A 20,413-nucleotide genomic window follows, 5' to 3' on the forward strand; every position below is an offset into this window, starting at 1 on the left:
TGTTTTTATGTTGCCTTTATTGTGAATGATTTTAGTATAATTAAATATACGTAATAGGATATGTTATAAGGTACACATGATGTTAAATATTTTCCTACCAGCTGAATTCCTTAGTAGGGACTCTTAAGGTAATTTAAAGGAGTTTTTTTAGTGGAAATAACTAATTTACAATCTTTAACAGAGCAAGCAATTGAAGATCGACGTTATCTTCATCAAAATCCAGAGCTGTCTGGTCAGGAATTTGAAACAAGTCAATTTATACGCAAAAGATTAGAGCATCTTCAAATAGAAATAGTAGAATTTGCTCCTCCTAGTGTAGTGGCTATGATTAAAGGGACAAAAGGTACGAAGACAATTGCTTTACGAGCAGATATCGATGCATTGCCAATAGTTGAAGAGGGTGAAAAGCCATATATCTCTCAAAAGCCGGGTGTGGCACATATGTGTGGACATGATGGCCATACCGCTATTTTATTAGCAGTTGCAGAATGGATCGCCATGAATAAGGAAAAATGTGAGCCGAACATTATGCTTATTTTTCAATCGGCAGAGGAAATTACACCAAGTGGAGCAGATCAGTTAATTCAAAATGGTGTTCTTGATGGTGTCGATGCTATTTATGGTCTACATTTATGGCAAGGCCTAGAGAAGGGGAAAATAGGACTAACACATGGACCTATGATGGCCTCCGTCGATGATTTTGAAATTGAAATTCAAGGTCGTGGTGGACATGGATCAATGCCACATGAAACGATTGATCCGATATACATTGCAAGCCATTTAATGCAATCCTTTCAAAGTATTATTAGTCGAAATTTAAATCCTGTTGAGGCAGGCGTTATTACTGTAGGTAGTATTCAAGCGGGAACAACGTATAATATTATTCCAGATACTGCGAAATTAATAGGGACGATTAGGGCATTAACACCGGAAACAGTAAATACTATTCAATTGAAGATGGCAAGTGTAACAAAAGGTATTTGCCAGACATTTGGAGCGGAAGGACACATTAATTTTATTATAGGTACCCCACCACTTATTAATGATCAACACCATTCTCAAATTGTAGAATCTGTCGTTCGTGAACAATTTGGTGAGGATGTATTTGAGCTAGTAGAACCTGTAATGGGTGGAGAAGATTTTTCTTATTATTTAAAACATAAGCCTGGTGCATTCGTTTTTGTAGGGATGGGTGGTGAAAAAAGCCAATATCCACATCATCATCCAAGATTCGACTTAGATGAAGATGTATTCCCTGACGCCATTAAACTTTTTATTGGTATCATTATGCAATACAAATGTTTATGAACATATCCATGCATAACCCTATCATCCTTTGGTAGGGTTTTTGCTTCTCATGTTTACGATAAGGAGTAAACAATGAAATTATGGTAAATTAGATATAGACATGTTTGGTTACATACACAAAAGGATGAAGAATCAAAGAAGGGAGTTGTGGGATAGGATGACTGAATTATCTAGTTCCGTCACAGAATTAAAAGGCATCGGGAAAGAAACGGCAGCACATCTTGAATCATTAGGCATTGATACAATTGCCGATTTATTATGGACGTTCCCACATCGACATGAGGATTTTCGTCTAAAAGATTTAGCGCAAACACCACATAACGAACGTGTTACAGTGGAATGTAAGGTAGAACGAGAGCCTACGATTCTATTTTTAGGTCGCAATAAATCAAGACTTCAGGTCACGGTTTTAGCAGGCCGTCACTTAGTGAAAGTCGTATTTTTTAATCAGGGCTATTTAAAGCAAAAACTAGTACCGGGCTCCATTATTACAGTGACTGGCAAATGGGATCGTGGTAGACAAGTAATCAATGGGACATCTGTCACATTTGGCCCTAAAACAGATCAAATTGACTTTGAACCTGTCTATAGTCTTAAAGGTTTAATACCACAAAAAAGATTTAGAAAATATATGAGACAAGTGTTAGATGACTTTGGTGCAGAGCTACCAGATGCAATTCCGCATTATTTACAAGAATCCTATAAGCTTGTTCCAATACGCGAGGGCTTAGAAGGTATTCATTTTCCACTTGATGCTGATCATGCCAAGCAAGCAAGAAGACGCTTTGCTTATGAAGAACTATTAAACTTCCAATTGCGTATTCAAGCATTACGTAAAATACGGAAAGAAAGCGAACATGGTACAGTCATTCAATTCGATGTACACAGGCTACGCGAATTTATTGCCTCTTTACCATATGAATTAACAAATGCTCAAAAACGTGTTGTTAATGAAATTTGTAAAGATTTGAAAGAACCGCATCGAATGAATCGCTTGCTGCAAGGGGACGTAGGTTCAGGAAAAACAGTTGTTGCAGCAATAGGATTGTATGCAGCCGTAACAGCAGGCTTTCAAGGAGCATTAATGGCACCGACAGAAATTTTAGCAGAACAACACTTGGAGAACCTGAAAGTATGGTTTGAACATTTTGGGGTTCGTGTTGCCTTATTATCTGGATCGACTAAAGCAAAGGAGCGACGTAGCATTTTAGAGGATTTGGCAAATGGCAATCTTGACATTGTCATTGGTACACATGCATTGATCCAACCGGATGTTGTTTTTCAAAAGTTAGGCTTTGTTATCACGGATGAACAGCATCGCTTTGGTGTAGAGCAACGTCGTATTTTACGTGATAAGGGGGAAAATCCAGATGTCCTTTTTATGACAGCGACACCGATACCAAGAACGCTTGCCATTACCGCATTTGGGGAAATGGATGTATCGATGATCGATGAAATGCCAGCAGGACGAAAGCAAATTGAAACCCATTGGATGAAGAAAGAGCAATTTGGCTCTGTTATGTCAAAGCTAGAACTGGAGCTAGCGGCTGGAAGACAAGCCTATGCTATTTGTCCACTTATTGAAGAATCCGATAAACTCGATGTGCAAAATGCTGTGGAAATTTACGAGCAGCTGGCGACATATTTTAAAGATCGTTTCCAGGTTGGTTTAATGCACGGACGCTTATCAGCAGATGAGAAAGATGCTGTTATGCGTGCTTTTAGTGAAGGGTCTATTCAGGTTTTAGTTTCGACGACAGTTGTTGAAGTAGGGGTTAATGTACCAAATGCTACCTTTATGATTGTCTATGATGCTGAACGCTTTGGATTGGCACAGCTGCATCAGCTCCGCGGCCGTGTCGGACGAGGAGAGCATCAATCATACTGTATTTTACTGGCTGATCCAAAGTCTGATGAGGGGAAAGAGAGAATGCAATCAATGACGGAAACGAATGATGGTTTCCGATTAGCAGAAAAAGATTTAGAATTGAGGGGACCAGGAGATTTCTTTGGACGTAAGCAAAGTGGTTTACCAGATTTTAAAGTAGCGGATTTAGTACATGATTATCGTATTCTTGAGACGGCTAGAAAGGATGCAACAGAGATGCTTGACACAGAAGCGTTTTGGCATGATGACATTTATCAAAATTTACGTAAAATGTTAGAAGAATCTGGTGTTCTACAAGGTGAGCGCTTCGATTAAGTTAAAAGCTTGTTTGAGCGGGGAGAATGCAAGACTTGAATGCAAAACAAGTCTTGCATTCTTTTTTTATACTCTATATACTGATATTAGTACCAAGTGCTAATAACAACTCAAAAGGTGGCGAATGATGTTGAGACGAACGAAAAAAGAGCGACAGCGACTACTATCTGAAACGATAGCTGAAAATCCATTCGTCACAGATGAACAGCTAGCAACACAGTTTCAGGTAAGTGTCCAAACAATTCGTTTAGATCGTATGGAATTATCCATACCAGAATTACGAGAACGAATTAAAGACGTTGCTGCAAAAAACTATGAAAACGAAGTAAAATCTCTACCGATTGATGAGGTCATCGGAGAAATTGTAGATATTGAATTGGATAATCGAGCACTATCGATTTTTGATGTGCAAGAAGAGCATGTTTTTCAGCGTAATGGCATCGCGCGTGGCCATCATTTGTTTGCACAAGCAAACTCATTAGCGGTTGCAGTAATTGATGACGAACTAGCATTAACCGTACATTCCAATATTACGTTTGTGAAACCTGTACGAGCTGGAAATCGTGTTATTACAAAGGCGATTGTTATCGGTCGAGATAATCAAAATAATCGGACAAAAGTCGAGGTAACATCTACCGTTAATGGTGAAACCGTTTTTGTTGGTGAATTTGATATGTACCGCACGAAAGGTAAAGGTGAGTAACAATGAAATTAGCGCTTGATGGAATGGGTGGAGACAACGCACCAAAATCAGTTGTGGAAGGTGCACTCTTAGCTTTAGAACAAATTCCGAACTTAGAAATTCAATTGTATGGTCAACAAGATAAGCTGGAACCATTTTTAAAGCAACATGATCGCTTGACGATTGTGCATTGTGAGGAAGTAGTGGAAGGAACTGACGATCCTGCACGCGCTGTTCGTAGAAAAAAGGATTCTTCAATGGCTCGTATGATGGACGCAGTAGAAGAAGGTAGGGCAGATGCTTGCCTTTCTGCAGGGAATACAGGTGCCCTTATGGCAGGAGGCCTATTTAAAGTAGGTCGTATTGAAGGGATTGCCCGACCAGCCTTAGCTACAACACTACCAACATTGGATGGCAAAGGCTTTTTAATGCTTGACTTAGGGGCAAATGCCGATGCGCGCCCAGAGCATTTAGTGCAATATGCTATTATGGGTGATATTTATGCTAAAAAGGTTGGAGGCTTACAAAAACCACGAATTGGCTTATTAAATATCGGTACCGAGGATAAAAAAGGAAATGAGCTAACAAAAGCAGCCTTCGAATTATTGAAGGAAGCTGATTTGAATTTTATTGGTAATGTTGAAGCACGTGATTTACTTGAAGGAGTAGCAGATGTTGTTGTAACAGATGGCTTTACAGGCAATATGGTGCTGAAGTCGATTGAAGGGACAGCAGGCGCTTTATTTTCTATGTTAAAAGAAGCTTTTATGTCTTCAACAAAAACGAAAATTTCAGCAGCACTCATGAAAAATAATTTACGTGACTTGAAAAATAAAATGGACTATACAGAATATGGTGGTGCAGGATTGTTTGGTTTACAAGCGCCTGTTATCAAAGCACATGGTTCATCTAACGCAAAAGCGATTTTCAGTGCAATCCGTCAAGCTAATACGATGGTAGAGCATACTGTTATTTCGACGATTACTGAGACAGTACGTCACTTAGAAATTGATTAAATAAAGGGGATCATTCAAATGACGAAAATAGCATTTATTTTTCCAGGACAAGGTTCACAAGTAGTAGGAATGGGTCAAGAGTTTGTTGAAAACGCAGCAGAGAGTAAAGCGTTTTACGATCGTGCCGATCAAGCTCTTCAATTTGAATTATCTAAGTTAATGTTAGAAGGTCCAGCAGAAGAATTAACACTAACATATCATGCGCAGCCAGCTCTTCTTACTACAGGTGTAATGGTAGCTGAAAAATTGCGTACAGCAGGCATTCATCCTCACTACGCTGCGGGTCATTCATTAGGTGAATATGGTGCATTGGTTTTAGCAGGCGTTATGTCATTTGATGATGCCGTGTCAATCGTGCACAAACGAGGTCTGTATATGAATGAAGCGGTCCCTGCTGGGCAGGGTGCAATGGCGGCGATTCTAGGGATGGAACTAGAGGCATTAAACGCAGTAACAGAACAGGTTTCAGCTTCAGGTGATGCTGTTCAGGTTGCCAATGTGAATTGTCCAGGACAAATTGTTATTTCGGGTACAAAAGAGGGTGTCGATAAAGCGATTATTGCTGCGAAAGAAGCAGGGGCAAAAAGAGCGATACCATTAGTTGTAAGTGGTCCTTTCCATTCAGAATTAATGCGACCATCCTCAGAGAAACTAAAAGCTGCATTGGCTGAGATTACTTTATCAGCGCCTGAAATTCCTGTCATTGGCAACGTAATGGCGAAGGAATTAAAGGATGTATCAGCTATCCAACAAGAGTTGGTTGAGCAGGTCTATAGTGCTGTTCAATGGGAAGCATCTATGCGTGAGATGATTGCACAAGGAGTGGATGTCTTTATCGAATGCGGACCTGGTAAGGTGTTAAGCGGTCTCTTGAAAAAAATCGACCGCTCTGTTGCAGCATATTGTGTTTATGATGAGGCATCATTAGAAGCAGTTATTGAAGCGTCGAAGGAGTGGTCAATCAATGCGTAAATTAGAAGGAAAAGTAGCTGTTGTAACAGGAGCTTCAAGAGGAATTGGGCGTGCTATTGCTTTAAAGCTTGCTGACGAAGGAGCTAAGGTTGTTGTAAACTATAGTGGCTCACAGGCAAAAGCGGAAGAAGTCGTTGGGATAATCCAAGAAAACGGTGGAGAAGCAATTGCTGTACAAGCAAGCGTTTCAAAGACAGAAGAAGTAACAGCTTTAATGGATGCAGCAGTGAAAACTTTCGGTTCTCTCGATATCTTAGTGAATAATGCTGGTATTACAAGAGATAATTTATTAATGCGTATGAAAGAAGACGAATGGGACGATGTATTAGATACAAACCTTAAAGGTGTTTTCCTTTGTACGAAAGCTGTAACACGCCAAATGATGAAGCAACGTGCAGGTCGCATTATTAATATTTCTTCGATCGTTGGTGTAGCGGGTAATGCTGGTCAAGCGAACTATGTTGCGGCTAAAGCGGGTGTTATTGGATTAACAAAAACGACTGCTAAGGAATTAGCTTCTCGTAATATTTTAGTGAATGCCATTGCACCAGGCTTTATCGAAACAGAAATGACGGAACAACTACCAGAGGATATTAAACAAGGTATGCTGACACAGATTCCACTTGCAAAACTTGGTCAGCCAGAGGATATTGCTAAGGCAGTAGCTTTCCTTGCTTCAGAGGATGCAAACTATATGACAGGCCAAACACTTCACATCGATGGTGGAATGGTCATGTAATTTCAATTAGGCATAAACGCTGATTTTTTGTATAATCATTTGAGGGGAGGTGAATCATTTGTCTACAGTATTAGAACGCGTAACAAAAGTAATCGTGGACCGTTTAGGTGTTGAAGAAAGCGAAGTAACACTTGAAGCTTCTTTCCGTGATGATTTAGGTGCTGACTCATTAGACGTAGTTGAGCTTGTAATGGAGCTTGAAGACGAATTCGATATGGAAATTTCTGATGAAGATGCTGAAAAAATCTCAACAGTAGGTTCTGCAATTTCATACATCGAAAGTAAAATTGGCTAATTTCGTTAGTACTTTATTTAGCGGTGATGTATCCCCTCCAATGGTGTGATGATTATCGAATGATATAAAGTAGAAATTGTTTTTCTGCTATTACTTGATAAGAAGCAGATTCAATTAACGAAGATGTATTTAAAGGGGACAAGATAGATCATTTTTCGATCTATTGATGTCCCTTTTTGCATTTAGAAAATGAATTACGCCAAAGGTTTGTATCAATTTTCGGAAAAATTTCCAAAACATTGTGTTTCAGCCGAAATACTTTTGCATAAATGCCTTGAAAAAGGTACACTAAAACGGTAGAAACTATTAGGAAGGCAGATTTGTTCAATGGCTATGAAAAGAAAAGGAACTATGCAGAAATCTGGCGTACTTCCTGAAAAAGTACGCAACCAATTCGAGCTGTTACAGCATGAATTAAATATCACATTTATTAATAAAAATTTATTGTATCAAGCATTCACGCATTCATCTTATGTGAATGAGCATCGCCGTAAACTATTTACGGATAATGAGCGTCTTGAATTTTTAGGAGACGCAGTACTTGAACTGTCTGTTTCTAAATATCTTTTTGAGAAATACCCAAATATGAGCGAGGGTGAGTTAACAAAGTTAAGAGCATCCATTGTTTGTGAGCCATCACTAGTTATTTTTGCTAATGAGTTAGGCTTTGGACGCTTTGTTTTACTAGGAAAAGGTGAGGAATTAACAGGTGGTCGGGAACGCCCAGCGCTACTTGCAGATGTGTTTGAGTCATTTGTAGGTGCCTTATATTTAGATCAAGATTTACAAACGGTCGTATCATTTTTAGAACGTATCGTGTTCCCAAAAGTAGAAGTCGGTGCTTTTTCGCATGTGATGGATTTTAAAAGTCAATTGCAAGAAATGGTACAGCAAACCAATAATGGACTTCTTCATTATGAGATTATAGATGAAAAAGGGCCGGCACATAATCGTACCTTTGTATCAAGCGTATTATTGAACGGACAAGAGCTTGGTATTGGTCGTGGAAAATCAAAAAAAGAAGCCGAGCAGCAAGCTGCACAATGTGCAATGCGAGTGATGCGTGAAGAAGCTGCAAATGAGGAGGCTTAATAGATGTTCCTTAAACGACTAGAAGTGATTGGCTTTAAATCTTTTGCGGAACGCATTGGAATTGATTTTGTTCCCGGTGTTACAGCGGTTGTTGGACCAAATGGCAGCGGAAAAAGTAATGTCACGGATGCGATTCGTTGGGTTCTTGGGGAGCAATCTGCAAAGTCGTTACGTGGGGCAAAGATGGAAGATGTTATTTTTGCGGGAAGTGACTCTCGTAAGCCACTCAATTTTGCAGAGGTAACTCTTATATTAGATAATACTGACGAGCAACTTGCTTTTTCCTATACAGAAGTCAGTGTAACAAGACGCGTATACCGTTCAGGTGATAGTGAATATTTATTAAATAACCAACAGTGTCGCCTGAAGGATATTACGGACTTGTTTATGGATTCAGGTCTTGGAAAAGAAGCATTTTCAATCATTTCTCAAGGCCGTGTTGATGAAATTTTAAATAGCCGACCCGATGACCGACGTTCCATTTTTGAAGAGGCAGCTGGCGTATTAAAGTATAAAATAAGAAAGAAAAAAGCGGAGCATAAGCTTGTTGAGACAGATGAAAATTTGTATCGGGTATTAGATATTCTCCATGAATTAGACAACCGATTAGAGCCGTTAGAAATGCAGGCATCTAGTGCAAGAGACTATGTACAAATGTCTACTGAGCTAAAAGATTTTGATATTGCCATTCTTGTGCATGATTTTAAAAATTGTGCACAATCTTTGCATGCGCTAAAAGCTGAATTTACCGATTTGACTGCAACAGAGCAAAAACAAGCTCAAGATATTGCTACTATTGATAAACAGACAACCAATATTCGTAAGTTATTAAAAGAACTCGATGATTATTTGGATGCTTCACAGGCTGATCTTGTCAATGCCACAATGGAAGTAGAACGTTGGGATGGTCGTAAAGCACTGATGGCTGAAAAGCGACAAAATGCTTCTAATCAACTGCAGCAGCTGAATACGACATTACAAGAGGCTAAAGAAGAAGTAGAGATATTGCTTGTTCAAGAACAGGAGAAAAAAGAAGTTTTCTCCGACAAACAGCGAGCAGTCACAGTGCTGAAACAAAGCATCAAGCAGTTAGAACAATCTTTAAATCGATCAGTTACGGAAATAGAGCAAGAAATTGAAGAGCAAAAAAATAGATATATTGATTCATTGAATGAAGAAGCAACGATTAAGAACGAATTAAAAAATATCGATCAACAATTAGCTCAGCAAAAGGCAATGGCAGCAAGAATGTCCGATCAAACGGATGAATTTGGACAGGAACTTATGCAAATTGTTGCTGAAAAAAATAAGCTAGTAGCGGAACATACTGCTACAACGAATGACTTGCAAGATAAGCTTGAACAATACGAAACATTACAAATACAGTTAAAAAACGTAAACACAACCTTTACTGAAAAGCAGGACATGCTATATAAAGCTTACCAGCACCAACAGCAATTAAAGGCTAGAAAAGATACTTTAGCAGAGCTTGAAGCGGATTTTTCTGGATTCTTCCAAGGTGTTAAAGAAGTTTTACTTGCTCGAGATAAAGGTGAATTACAAGGTATTGAGGGAGCTGTAGCTGAGTTAATTCAAGTTGATGGTAAATATTCACAAGCTATAGAAACAGCTTTAGGTGCTGCTTCCCAACATATTGTTACGGTCAATGAACGCAATGCACAACAAGCTATCCACTGGCTAAAGCAAAAGAGAGCTGGACGTGCTACCTTCTTACCGAAAACTGTCATGAAATCACGCAAAATTAATCTAGCAACGATCCAACTTGCTATAGAGCACCCAGCATTTATTCAAATGGCGGATGCGCTCGTTACTTTTAGTGATGATAATCGAACAATTGTTGAAAACCTTTTAGGGAATGTTATTGTAGCGGCCAATCTTGAAGGTGCGAGTCAAATAGCTCGATTATGTGGTTTCCGCTATCGCGTTGTTACACTTGATGGAGATATTGTCAATGCAGGGGGATCATTAACGGGTGGTGCTCTAAAACAACAATCTTCATTGTTTTCAAGAAAAGCCGAGTTAGAGGACTTAATCCTCAAGTTAGAGTCTTTGCAAGCTTCTATTTACAGTGCCGAACAGGCAGTTTCAGAAGAAAAAGAGAAGCTTGCCACTCTTCGCGAGCAAGTGGAACAGTTAAAGCTTGACGGAGAGCAGCTACGAAACGATGAAATGCAATTGGCTAGCCGTATTCGTGAGCTAGAGGTTGTTGAAAAAAGCTTATCGGCTAGAGTATCTTTTGCATCAACCGAGACACAGGATGTAAAAACACGAGAAGAAGCTTTATTAACTCAAAAACAAGTAGCTGTGGAGAGGTTAAATGCATTAGCTTTAGAGCTTGTTGAAATCAATGAAACTGTAGAACAATTGAGTAAAGTTAAATTACAAAGTGAGACAGAGAAAGATGTATTACGAGAGCAACTAGCAGAAAAACGCTCCGAATTAGCGGTAATTCAGGAACAAATGTCTCAAGTGCAAATTACAACTGCTGAACTCGCCCTACAATTAAACAAAGCTCAACAAAAAGTCATAAATATTTCTCAGGAAATAATGTGGCTTCAATCTGATGAATCGACAAATCATTTAAGTGATGAAGAGGTTGAAGAACAGGTTGCTACATGGAAAGCAAGAAGAGATGCCTTACAAGAGACTATTTCTCAAAAGAAAGAAGAGAAAGTAGGGCAACAACAAGAACTCTCTGCTTTAGAAGAACAACTGAAGGAAATGCAACGTATACATAAAGGATACCTTGAGGCGATACGTGCAAACGAGTTGAAACGAAATCGTTTAGAATATGAAATGGACAATTTTACAGAACAACTTGAAGAAAACTATCAGTTGACATTCGAAGAGGCAGAAGATGAAGCTCTTGCAATTGAAGATGAAGAGTTTGTGCGACGACGTGTGAAACTGTTAAAAAAATCAATAGAAGAGCTTGGACCTGTTAATATAGGTGCGATTGAGGAATATGAGCGAGTGCTTGAGCGTCATACTTTCTTAACTGAACAAAGAGAAGATTTGCTTGCTGCACAGGAAACATTGCATGAAGCTATCAAAGAAATGGATGAAGAAATGACATTGCGTTTTAGCGAAACGTTCTATGCAATCCGAGAGCAATTCAAACGTGTTTTCCGTGAATTATTTGGTGGCGGGCAAGCAGATTTAGTATTAATTGACCCACAAAATTTATTGGAAACAGGTATTGATATTGTGGCACAGCCTCCAGGTAAAAAACTTCAAAATCTAAGCTTGCTATCTGGTGGTGAACGAGCACTAACAGCAATCGCTCTATTATTCTCTATCTTGAATATACGACCTGTACCGTTTTGTATTCTCGATGAAGTAGAGGCTGCTTTAGACGAGGCAAATGTTGTGCGCTATAGCCAATATTTGAAGAAATTTAGTAACGATACGCAATTCATTGTCATTACCCATCGTAAAGGTACGATGGAGGGAGCCGATGTCCTGTATGGTATTACGATGCAAGAATCGGGTGTGTCGAAACTTGTTTCAGTAAAATTAGAAGATGAACCCGTACTTGCGGAGCAAAGGAGCGAACAAGCATGAGTTTTTTTAAACGATTAAAAGATAAATTAATGGGCAATCCAGCAGAGGAAGAAAAATTAGAAGCAGTTGACAAAGAGCAAGAATCTGTTGAATCAGAGCTAGAGGAGTCAAATGAACCTGCTGTCATTGAGACTGTTGATGTAGAAGTGCCTGAACAAGTAGAAGAGTCTCCAGCAATGGAAATGGTGAAAGAAGCAGAAGTAGAGCCCTCATTCGATATAGAGGAAGAACAGGCAGAAATACGGGAGCTAGCGGTAATTGAGGACACACCGGTAGAGGAAAAAAAGCCATCTGCTTGGTCTATTACACAAAAATTCAAGGCTGGTCTTGAAAAAACGCGTAATTCCTTTACTTCCAAAGTGAATGACCTTGTTGCTCGTTACCGTAAAGTAGATGAGGATTTCTTTGAAGAATTAGAGGATTTACTTTTACAAGCTGATGTCGGTTTTGAAACGGTTATGGAACTCATGGATAAACTACGTTTCGAAGTTCAACGTAAAAATATTAAAGATACGAATGGCATCCAGGCAGTTATTTCAGAGAAGCTTGTAGAAATTTATGAGCAAGGCGAACAAGATTTAATTGAGCTTAATTTGCAGCCAGAGGGTGAATTGACAGTTATCCTATTTGTTGGGGTAAATGGTGTGGGGAAAACGACTACGATTGGTAAACTAGCGCACCGTTTAAAATCTCAAGGGAAAACGGTTGTTTTAGCTGCAGGTGATACGTTCCGTGCTGGTGCTATTGATCAATTACAAGTGTGGGGCGATCGTGTTGGTTGTGAAGTTATTAAACAATCTGAGGGCTCTGACCCAGCGGCAGTGATGTATGACGCCATTCGTGCAGCAAAAAATAGAAAAGCCGATGTGTTAATTTGTGATACGGCAGGACGTTTGCAAAATAAAGTGAACTTAATGAATGAGCTAGAAAAGGTACATCGTGTTATTTCACGTGAAATTCCAAACGCTCCACATGAAGTATTATTAGCATTAGATGCTACAACAGGTCAAAACGCGCTTGTTCAAGCACAAACTTTTAAAGAAGCAACAAATGTAACCGGTATTGTCTTAACAAAGCTTGATGGAACTGCAAAGGGCGGTATTGTCCTTGCTATTCGTAACAAGTTACACATTCCTGTGAAATTTGTTGGCCTTGGTGAGAAAATGGATGATCTACAGCCATTCGATGCAGAACGCTATGTTTATGGTTTATTTGCAGATGGTTTAGATAAAGAATTACAAAATAGTGATGATGAATAGCGATATGGCTGAGTAATTTTTATAAAACGCTCGACTGTGTATAGGTAAGTTAACTTGTTTAAAAGAGAAATACTAGCTAAAGGCGAAGAAGCCTGAACGCGGCAATTTAGGCTTTTAGACAAGGAGATTACCTTGACACAGACGGGCGCTTTTCGTTATGATACAAATGACTAATAGCGGGAGGAGAAACATTCGATGCTACTTGAAAAAACAACACGCATGAACTTTCTCTTCGACTTTTATCAAGCATTATTAACAGATAAGCAAAGAAGTTATATGGAACTATACTATTTGGATGATAACTCTTTAGGAGAAATCGCTGAATCGTATGGTGTTTCACGCCAAGCTGTTTACGATAATATTCGTCGAACAGAAGCGATGCTTGAGGAATATGAAGAAAAATTATGTTTACTTGAAAAATTTCAACAACGTACCCAAATGCTGTCGCAATTAACAGCAGGAATAACAGAAAAAACCATGCCAGTTGAAGAACAGTTAGCGCTTATAGAACAGCTGAAAGAATGGGATTAGGAGGCGAAAGCAATGGCTTTTGAAGGATTAGCGGAACGACTCCAAGGAACGATCCAAAAGATTAAAGGCAAAGGGAAAGTATCAGAGCAAGATGTCAAAGAAATGATGCGAGAAGTCCGATTTGCTTTAATTGAGGCGGATGTTAACTTAAAAGTAGTCAAAGAATTCGTAAAAAAGGTAAGTGAACGTGCTGTTGGTGTTGATGTTATGCAAAGCTTAACACCAGGTCAGCAAGTTATTAAAATTGTACAAGATGAATTAACAGAATTAATGGGTGGCGAACAAAGCCCCATTAAGTTTAATACAAAGCCACCAACTGTCATTATGATGGTCGGTTTACAAGGAGCAGGGAAAACGACAACTACAGGTAAATTGGCAAATGTATTACGTAAAAAATATAATCGTAAGCCATTGCTAGTTGCCGCTGACGTTTATCGTCCGGCAGCCGTTCAACAATTAGAGACATTAGGTAAACAGTTATCGATACCTGTTTTTGCATTAGGTACTGACATTTCTCCAGTAGAAATTGCACGTCAGGCTATTGAAAAGGCGAAAGAAGAGCATCATGATGTCGTGATCATCGATACGGCAGGTCGTTTGCATATAGATGAGGACTTAATGCAGGAATTAAAGGATATTCGTGCGTTAAAAGAGCCAGATGAAGTATTTCTTGTTGTTGATGCCATGACAGGTCAGGATGCAGTCAATGTAGCAGAAAGCTTTAATGAAGCAATCGGCATTACTGGGGTAGTTTTAACAAAGCTTGATGGCGATACACGTGGTGGTGCGGCACTATCTATCCGTTCTGTGACTCAAAAGCCAATTAAATTTGTTGGGATGGGCGAAAAGATGGATGCGCTGGAGCCATTCCACCCAGAACGTATGGCATCACGTATTTTAGGTATGGGTGATGTGCTGTCATTAATCGAGAAAGCCCAAGCAACGGTTGATGAGGCAAAGGCAAAAGAACTTGAAGAAAAGTTCAAGTCTCAAACCTTTACATTTGATGATTTTGTTGAACAATTACAGCAAGTCAAGAAAATGGGACCTCTTGATGAAATATTAAAAATGCTTCCTGGTGCAAATAAAATTAAAGGCTTAGACAATGTAAAAGTCGATGATAAGCAAATGGGACGGGTGGAGGCTATTATTTATTCCATGACGCCTGCTGAAAAGACCAACCCCGAGATTATTAATGGTAGCCGTAAAAAACGTATTGCTAAAGGCTCAGGGACGTCTATTCAAGAGGTTAATCGTCTGATCAAGCAATTTGATGAAATGAAAAAAATGATGAAGCAAATGACTGGAATGGCAAGTGGTAAAGGGAAGAAAAAAATGAAATTACCAGGCTTTGATTCATTGTTTAAATAATAATTTTTAGGTGTTAAGAAAAAACACTTTACAAACAACCTAAACATTGATAATATACTATCTTGTGTGAAACTTATTCGGAGGTGCTATTAAAATGGCAGTTAAAATTCGCTTAAAACGTATGGGAGCTAAAAAATCTCCTTTCTATCGTATCGTAGTTGCAGACGCTCGTTCACCACGTGACGGTCGTTCAATTGAAACAGTTGGTACTTACAACCCACTAACTCAACCAGCTACTGTAAACATTGATGAAGAGAAAGCTCTTAAATGGTTAGCTGACGGTGCAAAACCATCAGATACAGTACGTAACCTGTTCTCAGAACAAGGAATCATGGAAAAATTCCATAACCAAAAATTCAGTAAATAATCGGGGGCGACGTCTTTGAAGCAGCTGATTGAAGCAATCGTTTTACCGTTAGTCGATTATCCAGAAGAAGTTCGTATTGAGACGGATGAAAATGCAAATCGAATTGTTTATAAACTTTTTGTTCATCCAGAGGATCGAGGGAAAGTCATAGGCAAGCAAGGGCGAGTAGCGAAAGCGATTCGTACAATTGTTTATTCAGCGGCAGGTAGTCACCATCAAAAGAAGACCTACGTCGATATATTGGATTAATAGAAAAGATGTTTACGCTCTTGCACTAAGTACTTTTGGATCCTGATAGATGTGGTTACATGTCGCTTAGGAGTTCGAAGTGGCCTTTTAGCATGAAGCGTAAAATCTGGACGAAGAAGGAGGGAGCTTGTAGGTTCCTTCCTTTTTTTATCTTTTTTCGCAATAGAAGCGCTTTATTCCGCATGAACAAGCTGTAATGCCAACTGAACACTTATACTGAAACCGAAGTTAGGTGGTAGGTGAGTTGCTGTACATGTTTGATTAGTGAAAGCTAATAACCGGTAGCTCTAAGGACAAGCAGAAAATAAAGCATAATTAAAGATTATAGCTAATGGTAATTGCTTATATTGATAATACAAGACAAATTAGTCTTAGCTAAAACTACGTTCTTCAAAAGTAAATCTGCTAACAGTGATAGAAGTGAAAATGCTACGCAAGATGCTTTGTGAAGACAAGTATGTTTTTTACGAGGTGAAAGTTGAATGGAATGGTTTAATGTAGGTCGTATTGTCAATACACATGGTATTCGTGGTGAGATACGTGTGCTATCGACAACAGACTTTGAAGAAGAACGTTTTGCAGTAGGGAATAAGCTTGCTGCCTTTAAAAAAGACGATAAGAAGCCAACATGGGTGACTATTGAATCTGTACGTCGTCATAAAAACTTTATTTTATTAACTTTTGAAGGTATGAACAATATTAATTTAGTCGAGCCGTTTAAAGAAGGCATGCTAAAAGTGACAAAAGATCAAATGACTGATGATCTACTTCAAGAAAATGAATTCTTTTTCCATGAAATAATAGGTTGTACTGTTATCTCTGAAGAGGGCGAAACAATTGGTATTGTGGCAGATATCCTGCAAACAGGGGCAAATGATGTGTGGGTAGTCAAAGGTTCGAAAAAAGAGCATTATATCCCTTATATAGAAGATATCGTAAAAGATATAGATGTTAAAGAAAAGAAAATAGTAATCCATGTAATGGAAGGTCTATTATGATGAATATCCATGTACTAAGCCTATTCCCAGATATGTTTTCTGGCGTTTTTGGAGCGTCGATATTAAAGAAAGCACAAGAAAAAGGCGCTGTAAAGCTAGAGGTAACGGATATTCGTACATTTTCGGGGAACAAGCACAATCAAGTTGATGACTATCCATATGGTGGTGGAGCAGGCATGGTATTAAAGCCTGAACCTATGTTTAGTGCAGTAGAGGCAATAACTGCAGGAAAACAGCCACGTATCATTTTGATGTGTCCACAGGGTGAAAGATTTACTCAGAAAAAGGCAGAGGAGCTAGCACAGGAAACGGAATTAGTTTTCTTATGCGGGCATTATGAGGGCTATGATGAACGTATACGTCAGCACCTTGTGACAGATGAAATCTCCATTGGTGATTTTGTGTTAACAGGTGGCGAGTTAGGAGCTATGACCGTTATTGATAGTGTAGTTAGACTGTTACCTGGTGTATTAGGGCAAGAGGATTCCCATATTCAAGATTCATTTTCAACAGGTTTATTGGAGCATCCTCATTATACACGACCTGCGGAGTTTCGTGGAATGAAGGTACCTGATGTTTTACTTTCGGGAAATCATGCTAAAATCGAGCAATGGCGAGAGGAACAATCGCTGAAAAGAACTTTTGAGCGTCGACCAGACTTACTCGAGCATTATCCATTAACAGACAAGCAAAAATTGTATCTAGAAAAACTAAAAAACAATCATCAAGATGCTTGATTACGTGCTTTATTTATGATAACATCTATTCTGTACTTCTATGTGAAGTACTGAATTACGGTGTTCCGCTGTGGCATAGATTGCGTGCAAGAGCATCTGTCTAAGGAGAGAAAAACAATGTCAAACATTATTGCAGAAATTACAAAAGCTCAGCTTCGCACTGATCTACCAGCTTTCCGTCCTGGTGATACTGTTAAGGTACACGTGAAAGTAGTAGAGGGTACTCGTGAACGTATCCAAATCTTCGAAGGTGTAGTAATTAAACGTCGTGGTGGCGGTATTAGCGAAACTTTCACAGTTCGTAAAATTTCTTACGGTGTAGGTGTTGAACGTACATTCCCTGTACACACACCAAAAATCGCTAACCTAGAAGTTGTACGTCGTGGTAAAGTACGTCGTGCTAAACTTTACTACCTACGTAACCTACGTGGTAAAGCTGCTCGTATTAAAGAAATTCGATAATTATGACTTAAAAGTGAGGGGCTTGTGTTCAAGCCCCTTTTCTTTTTGCTTGTCATCTTAATTCACTATCATCTAAAATGGTGATAGACAAGGGGGCAATTCTCGATGGAAAAACAGGTGAAAGAAAAGAATGAATTATGGGAATGGACAAAAGCACTATTAATTGCATTTGCGATTGCTGCAATTATTCGATATTTTTTATTTACACCCATAGCAGTTGATGGAGAGTCCATGATGCCAACCCTTGAAGATGGCGATCGAATGATTGTGAATAAAATTGGTTATAAAATAGGTGAACCGAAACGTTTTGATATCGTTGTATTTCATGCACCTGAACAAAAAAATTATATCAAGCGTGTAATTGGATTGCCGGGGGATACACTGGAATATAAGGACGATCAATTGTATATCAATGGTGAGCCAATAGATGAGCCCTATTTAGATGCTTATAAAGCGCAAATCACCGGAGGAACCTTAACAGAAGACTTTACCCTAAAAGACATCGATGTTTCCTTGGACACTATTCCTGAAGGATATGTTTTTGTTATGGGGGATAATCGTCGAAATAGTAAAGATAGCCGACATATTGGGCTAGTTGAACAAAAGGAAATTATCGGTAACACCAGTTTGATTTTCTGGCCGTTTAGTGACATAAAAATTGTAAAGTAATGCAAGAAAGGGAGAGCTGAATCACTCCCTTTTTCTTTTAGTTTAGGAGGTATAGGTGTGACAATACAATGGTTTCCTGGGCATATGGCAAAAGCCCGACGTGAAGTAACTGAAAAATTAAAGCTTGTTGATATTATATTTGAATTAATAGATGCTCGTTTACCCCTATCCTCACGTAATCCGATGATCGACGAAGTAATTAATCAAAAACCTCGTCTTTTAATCTTAAATAAAGCGGATATGGCAGATGAGCAAGAAACACGTAAATGGGTAGAATATTTTGCACAACGTGGTCATAGAGCAGTAGCCATTAATTCACTTGAGGGCAAGGGCTTACAGCAAGTAACAAAAGCCGCACAAGAAATTTTAAAAGAAAAATTTGAACGTATGAAAGCAAAAGGAATGAAACCTAGGGCTATTCGTGCCATGATTGTTGGAATACCGAACGTTGGAAAATCAACGCTCATCAATCGCTTAGCGAAAAAAAATATTGCTAAAACGGGCAATACACCTGGTGTGACGAAAGCACAGCAGTGGATTAAAGTCGGTAAAGAACTGGAACTATTGGATACACCAGGTATTTTATGGCCGAAGTTTGAGGATCAAGAAGTGGGCTTTAAGTTAGCTTTAACGGGTGCTATTAAGGATACTATTACAAATATGGAAGACTTAGCTGTCTATGGGTTGCGATTCTTATCTGTTCATTACCCAAAGCGTATGGAAGAGAGATATGGTATCGAATTTGTTCATGAAGAGTTAGTGGATACTTTTGATCATATTGGAAAACTACGTCGTGTATTCGGTCCTGGTGGAGAAATTGACTATGATCAAGTAGCTCAACTAATTGTTCGAGATATACGCGGATTACAATTGGGGAAACTTACCTTTGATTTTGTTGAAGAACAGCTAGAAAAAGAAGCTGAGCAATTATAAGTTTTGAAACTGTCACATGTTCTTGTGGCAGTTTTTCTTTTAGGAATGACTTTTCTTACCGATAATGACTATAGAGAGGTAAATAGTTTTCAAGTTAAAGAGACTACATAAACATGTTATAGTTTTAATGAGTAGTAGCAAGAAGGAGTACAAAATGAAAACCATTAAAGAAATTACAACTGCATTGAAAGATGCGGAGGAATGGCAAGATTGGATGTTAGAAATTGAAGCGGATGAAAGAGCTGGGGTACAGAAGGCTTGGCTTACATGGCAAAAAAGACAAGATAAAAAACGTCAATTACAAAAAGAACATCAAGCAAAAGTCGCATTCGATTTAAGCTATGGGGGAATAGATACATTGATTGCTGGTGTAGATGAAGCAGGACGTGGACCGCTAGCGGGGCCAGTCGTGACTGCAGCTGTTATATTACCGACTAATTGCGAGGCATTTGTTGGATTGAATGATTCGAAACAATTATCAAAAGAAAAACGAAACGCCTTTGCCACTTTAATTAAAGAGCATGCCATTAGTTATTTTATCCATTTTCAATCGGCCCAGCAAATCGATGCATTAAATATTTATGAGGCAACCAAACAATCAATGAAAGCAAGTGTAGAGGCTCTAACGAAAAAGCCAGATGTTGTTCTTGTAGACGCTATGACATTGCCCATTTCAATCCCGCAGGATTCGATTATTAAAGGTGATGCTAAAAGCTTAGCGATAGCAGCTGCCTCTATTTTAGCTAAAACAGCCCGAGATGATTATATGGAACAATTAGATAAGGACTTTCCGATGTATGGCTTTGGGCAACATGCGGGCTATGGTACAAAACAACATTTAAAAGCATTAGAGGAATACGGACCGACTATTCACCATCGTAAATCCTTCGAACCAATTAAATCCATGTTTCAATAAAGATAAAAAAAGGTAACACAATTACACGA

General features: G+C 38.8%; 20 protein-coding genes. All 20 read left to right on the plus strand.

Features of this window, described 5'->3' with window-relative positions; translation table 11 throughout:
* Positions 1 to 150 precede the first annotated feature (150 nt).
* The 20 genes from MKY49_RS04685 to MKY49_RS04780 all read left to right on the plus strand — a co-directional run bounded on the left by MKY49_RS04685 (position 151) and on the right by MKY49_RS04780 (position 20,384).
* On the plus strand, positions 151 to 1,308 hold the full coding sequence (locus MKY49_RS04685; protein WP_341385707.1) for a M20 metallopeptidase family protein: 1,158 nt from the start codon (positions 151 to 153) through the stop codon (positions 1,306 to 1,308).
* A gap of 124 nt (positions 1,309 to 1,432) precedes the next feature.
* Positions 1,433 to 3,511: an ATP-dependent DNA helicase RecG gene (recG, locus tag MKY49_RS04690; RefSeq protein ID WP_341385708.1), complete on the plus strand. Its 2,079-nt coding sequence runs from the start codon at positions 1,433 to 1,435 to the stop codon at positions 3,509 to 3,511.
* Between the two features lie 130 nt (positions 3,512 to 3,641).
* Positions 3,642 to 4,214 (plus strand): transcription factor FapR, encoded by a 573-nt coding sequence (gene fapR, locus MKY49_RS04695; RefSeq protein WP_274797277.1) that lies wholly within the window; start codon positions 3,642 to 3,644, stop codon positions 4,212 to 4,214.
* Between the two features lie 2 nt (positions 4,215 to 4,216).
* On the plus strand, positions 4,217 to 5,209 hold the full coding sequence (gene plsX / locus MKY49_RS04700; RefSeq protein ID WP_274795934.1) for a phosphate acyltransferase PlsX: 993 nt from the start codon (positions 4,217 to 4,219) through the stop codon (positions 5,207 to 5,209).
* 18 nt (positions 5,210 to 5,227) lie between these two features.
* Positions 5,228 to 6,181 (plus strand): ACP S-malonyltransferase, encoded by a 954-nt coding sequence (fabD, locus tag MKY49_RS04705; RefSeq protein ID WP_274795935.1) that lies wholly within the window; start codon positions 5,228 to 5,230, stop codon positions 6,179 to 6,181.
* Entirely contained in the window at positions 6,174 to 6,920 is a 747-nt protein-coding gene (gene fabG / locus MKY49_RS04710) for a 3-oxoacyl-[acyl-carrier-protein] reductase (RefSeq protein WP_312505156.1), read from the plus strand. The genes fabD and fabG overlap by 8 nt, the downstream gene beginning before the upstream one ends.
* A 58-nt stretch (positions 6,921 to 6,978) precedes the next feature.
* Positions 6,979 to 7,215 (plus strand): acyl carrier protein, encoded by a 237-nt coding sequence (gene acpP, locus MKY49_RS04715; protein ID WP_274795937.1) that lies wholly within the window; start codon positions 6,979 to 6,981, stop codon positions 7,213 to 7,215.
* 327 nt (positions 7,216 to 7,542) lie between these two features.
* The gene (rnc, locus tag MKY49_RS04720; RefSeq protein ID WP_274795938.1) at positions 7,543 to 8,307 is read left to right on the plus strand and encodes a ribonuclease III; all 765 of its coding nucleotides are present in this window, start codon (positions 7,543 to 7,545) and stop codon (positions 8,305 to 8,307) included.
* Between the two features lie 3 nt (positions 8,308 to 8,310).
* On the plus strand, positions 8,311 to 11,892 hold the full coding sequence (smc, locus tag MKY49_RS04725) for a chromosome segregation protein SMC (protein WP_341385709.1): 3,582 nt from the start codon (positions 8,311 to 8,313) through the stop codon (positions 11,890 to 11,892).
* Positions 11,889 to 13,151, plus strand: coding sequence for a signal recognition particle-docking protein FtsY (gene ftsY / locus MKY49_RS04730; protein ID WP_274795940.1), 1,263 nt, complete (start codon positions 11,889 to 11,891; stop codon positions 13,149 to 13,151). The genes smc and ftsY overlap by 4 nt, the downstream gene beginning before the upstream one ends.
* A gap of 195 nt (positions 13,152 to 13,346) precedes the next feature.
* The gene (locus tag MKY49_RS04735) at positions 13,347 to 13,682 is read left to right on the plus strand and encodes a putative DNA-binding protein (protein WP_341385710.1); all 336 of its coding nucleotides are present in this window, start codon (positions 13,347 to 13,349) and stop codon (positions 13,680 to 13,682) included.
* A 12-nt stretch (positions 13,683 to 13,694) separates the two neighbouring features.
* On the plus strand, positions 13,695 to 15,053 hold the full coding sequence (gene ffh / locus MKY49_RS04740) for a signal recognition particle protein (protein ID WP_274795942.1): 1,359 nt from the start codon (positions 13,695 to 13,697) through the stop codon (positions 15,051 to 15,053).
* Positions 15,054 to 15,147: 94 nt separating this feature from the next.
* The gene (gene rpsP, locus MKY49_RS04745; protein WP_024362057.1) at positions 15,148 to 15,420 is read left to right on the plus strand and encodes a 30S ribosomal protein S16; all 273 of its coding nucleotides are present in this window, start codon (positions 15,148 to 15,150) and stop codon (positions 15,418 to 15,420) included.
* A gap of 15 nt (positions 15,421 to 15,435) precedes the next feature.
* The gene (locus tag MKY49_RS04750; protein WP_004269410.1) at positions 15,436 to 15,669 is read left to right on the plus strand and encodes a KH domain-containing protein; all 234 of its coding nucleotides are present in this window, start codon (positions 15,436 to 15,438) and stop codon (positions 15,667 to 15,669) included.
* A 482-nt stretch (positions 15,670 to 16,151) separates the two neighbouring features.
* Positions 16,152 to 16,667 (plus strand): ribosome maturation factor RimM, encoded by a 516-nt coding sequence (gene rimM, locus MKY49_RS04755; protein WP_341385711.1) that lies wholly within the window; start codon positions 16,152 to 16,154, stop codon positions 16,665 to 16,667.
* Positions 16,667 to 17,404, plus strand: a complete 738-nt coding sequence (gene trmD / locus MKY49_RS04760) for a tRNA (guanosine(37)-N1)-methyltransferase TrmD (RefSeq protein ID WP_312505489.1) — start codon at positions 16,667 to 16,669, stop codon at positions 17,402 to 17,404. Before rimM ends, trmD begins: the two co-directional genes overlap by 1 nt.
* 117 nt (positions 17,405 to 17,521) lie before the next feature.
* Entirely contained in the window at positions 17,522 to 17,866 is a 345-nt protein-coding gene (gene rplS, locus MKY49_RS04765; protein WP_274795944.1) for a 50S ribosomal protein L19, read from the plus strand.
* A 105-nt stretch (positions 17,867 to 17,971) separates the two neighbouring features.
* Positions 17,972 to 18,535, plus strand: coding sequence for a signal peptidase I (gene lepB / locus MKY49_RS04770; RefSeq protein ID WP_274795945.1), 564 nt, complete (start codon positions 17,972 to 17,974; stop codon positions 18,533 to 18,535).
* A gap of 57 nt (positions 18,536 to 18,592) precedes the next feature.
* A complete protein-coding gene (gene ylqF, locus MKY49_RS04775) occupies positions 18,593 to 19,468 on the plus strand; it encodes a ribosome biogenesis GTPase YlqF (RefSeq protein WP_341385712.1) in 876 nt (291 codons plus the stop codon).
* Between the two features lie 154 nt (positions 19,469 to 19,622).
* Positions 19,623 to 20,384 carry a ribonuclease HII gene (locus tag MKY49_RS04780; RefSeq protein WP_341385713.1) on the plus strand — a complete coding sequence of 254 codons (762 nt, stop codon included), beginning with the start codon at positions 19,623 to 19,625 and terminating at the stop codon, positions 20,382 to 20,384.
* Positions 20,385 to 20,413 lie beyond the last annotated feature (29 nt).

This window comes from Lysinibacillus sp. FSL M8-0134, from assembly GCF_038069745.1.
Taxonomy (GTDB): Bacteria; Bacillota; Bacilli; order Bacillales_A; family Planococcaceae; genus Lysinibacillus; species Lysinibacillus irui.

Coding starts and splice junctions, on each gene's coding strand:
- recG (WP_341385708.1), top strand. CDS start 1,433: ATGAAGAATCAAAGAAGGGAGTTGTGGGATAGGATGACTGAATTATCT.
- plsX (WP_274795934.1), top strand. CDS start 4,217: ATGAAATTAGCGCTTGATGGAATGGGTGGAGACAACGCACCAAAATCA.
- fabD (WP_274795935.1), top strand. CDS start 5,228: ATGACGAAAATAGCATTTATTTTTCCAGGACAAGGTTCACAAGTAGTA.
- fabG (WP_312505156.1), top strand. CDS start 6,174: ATGCGTAAATTAGAAGGAAAAGTAGCTGTTGTAACAGGAGCTTCAAGA.
- rnc (WP_274795938.1), top strand. CDS start 7,543: ATGGCTATGAAAAGAAAAGGAACTATGCAGAAATCTGGCGTACTTCCT.
- smc (WP_341385709.1), top strand. CDS start 8,311: ATGTTCCTTAAACGACTAGAAGTGATTGGCTTTAAATCTTTTGCGGAA.
- ftsY (WP_274795940.1), top strand. CDS start 11,889: ATGAGTTTTTTTAAACGATTAAAAGATAAATTAATGGGCAATCCAGCA.
- MKY49_RS04735 (WP_341385710.1), top strand. CDS start 13,347: ATGCTACTTGAAAAAACAACACGCATGAACTTTCTCTTCGACTTTTAT.
- ffh (WP_274795942.1), top strand. CDS start 13,695: ATGGCTTTTGAAGGATTAGCGGAACGACTCCAAGGAACGATCCAAAAG.
- rpsP (WP_024362057.1), top strand. CDS start 15,148: ATGGCAGTTAAAATTCGCTTAAAACGTATGGGAGCTAAAAAATCTCCT.
- rimM (WP_341385711.1), top strand. CDS start 16,152: ATGGAATGGTTTAATGTAGGTCGTATTGTCAATACACATGGTATTCGT.
- trmD (WP_312505489.1), top strand. CDS start 16,667: ATGAATATCCATGTACTAAGCCTATTCCCAGATATGTTTTCTGGCGTT.
- rplS (WP_274795944.1), top strand. CDS start 17,522: ATGTCAAACATTATTGCAGAAATTACAAAAGCTCAGCTTCGCACTGAT.
- lepB (WP_274795945.1), top strand. CDS start 17,972: ATGGAAAAACAGGTGAAAGAAAAGAATGAATTATGGGAATGGACAAAA.
- MKY49_RS04780 (WP_341385713.1), top strand. CDS start 19,623: ATGAAAACCATTAAAGAAATTACAACTGCATTGAAAGATGCGGAGGAA.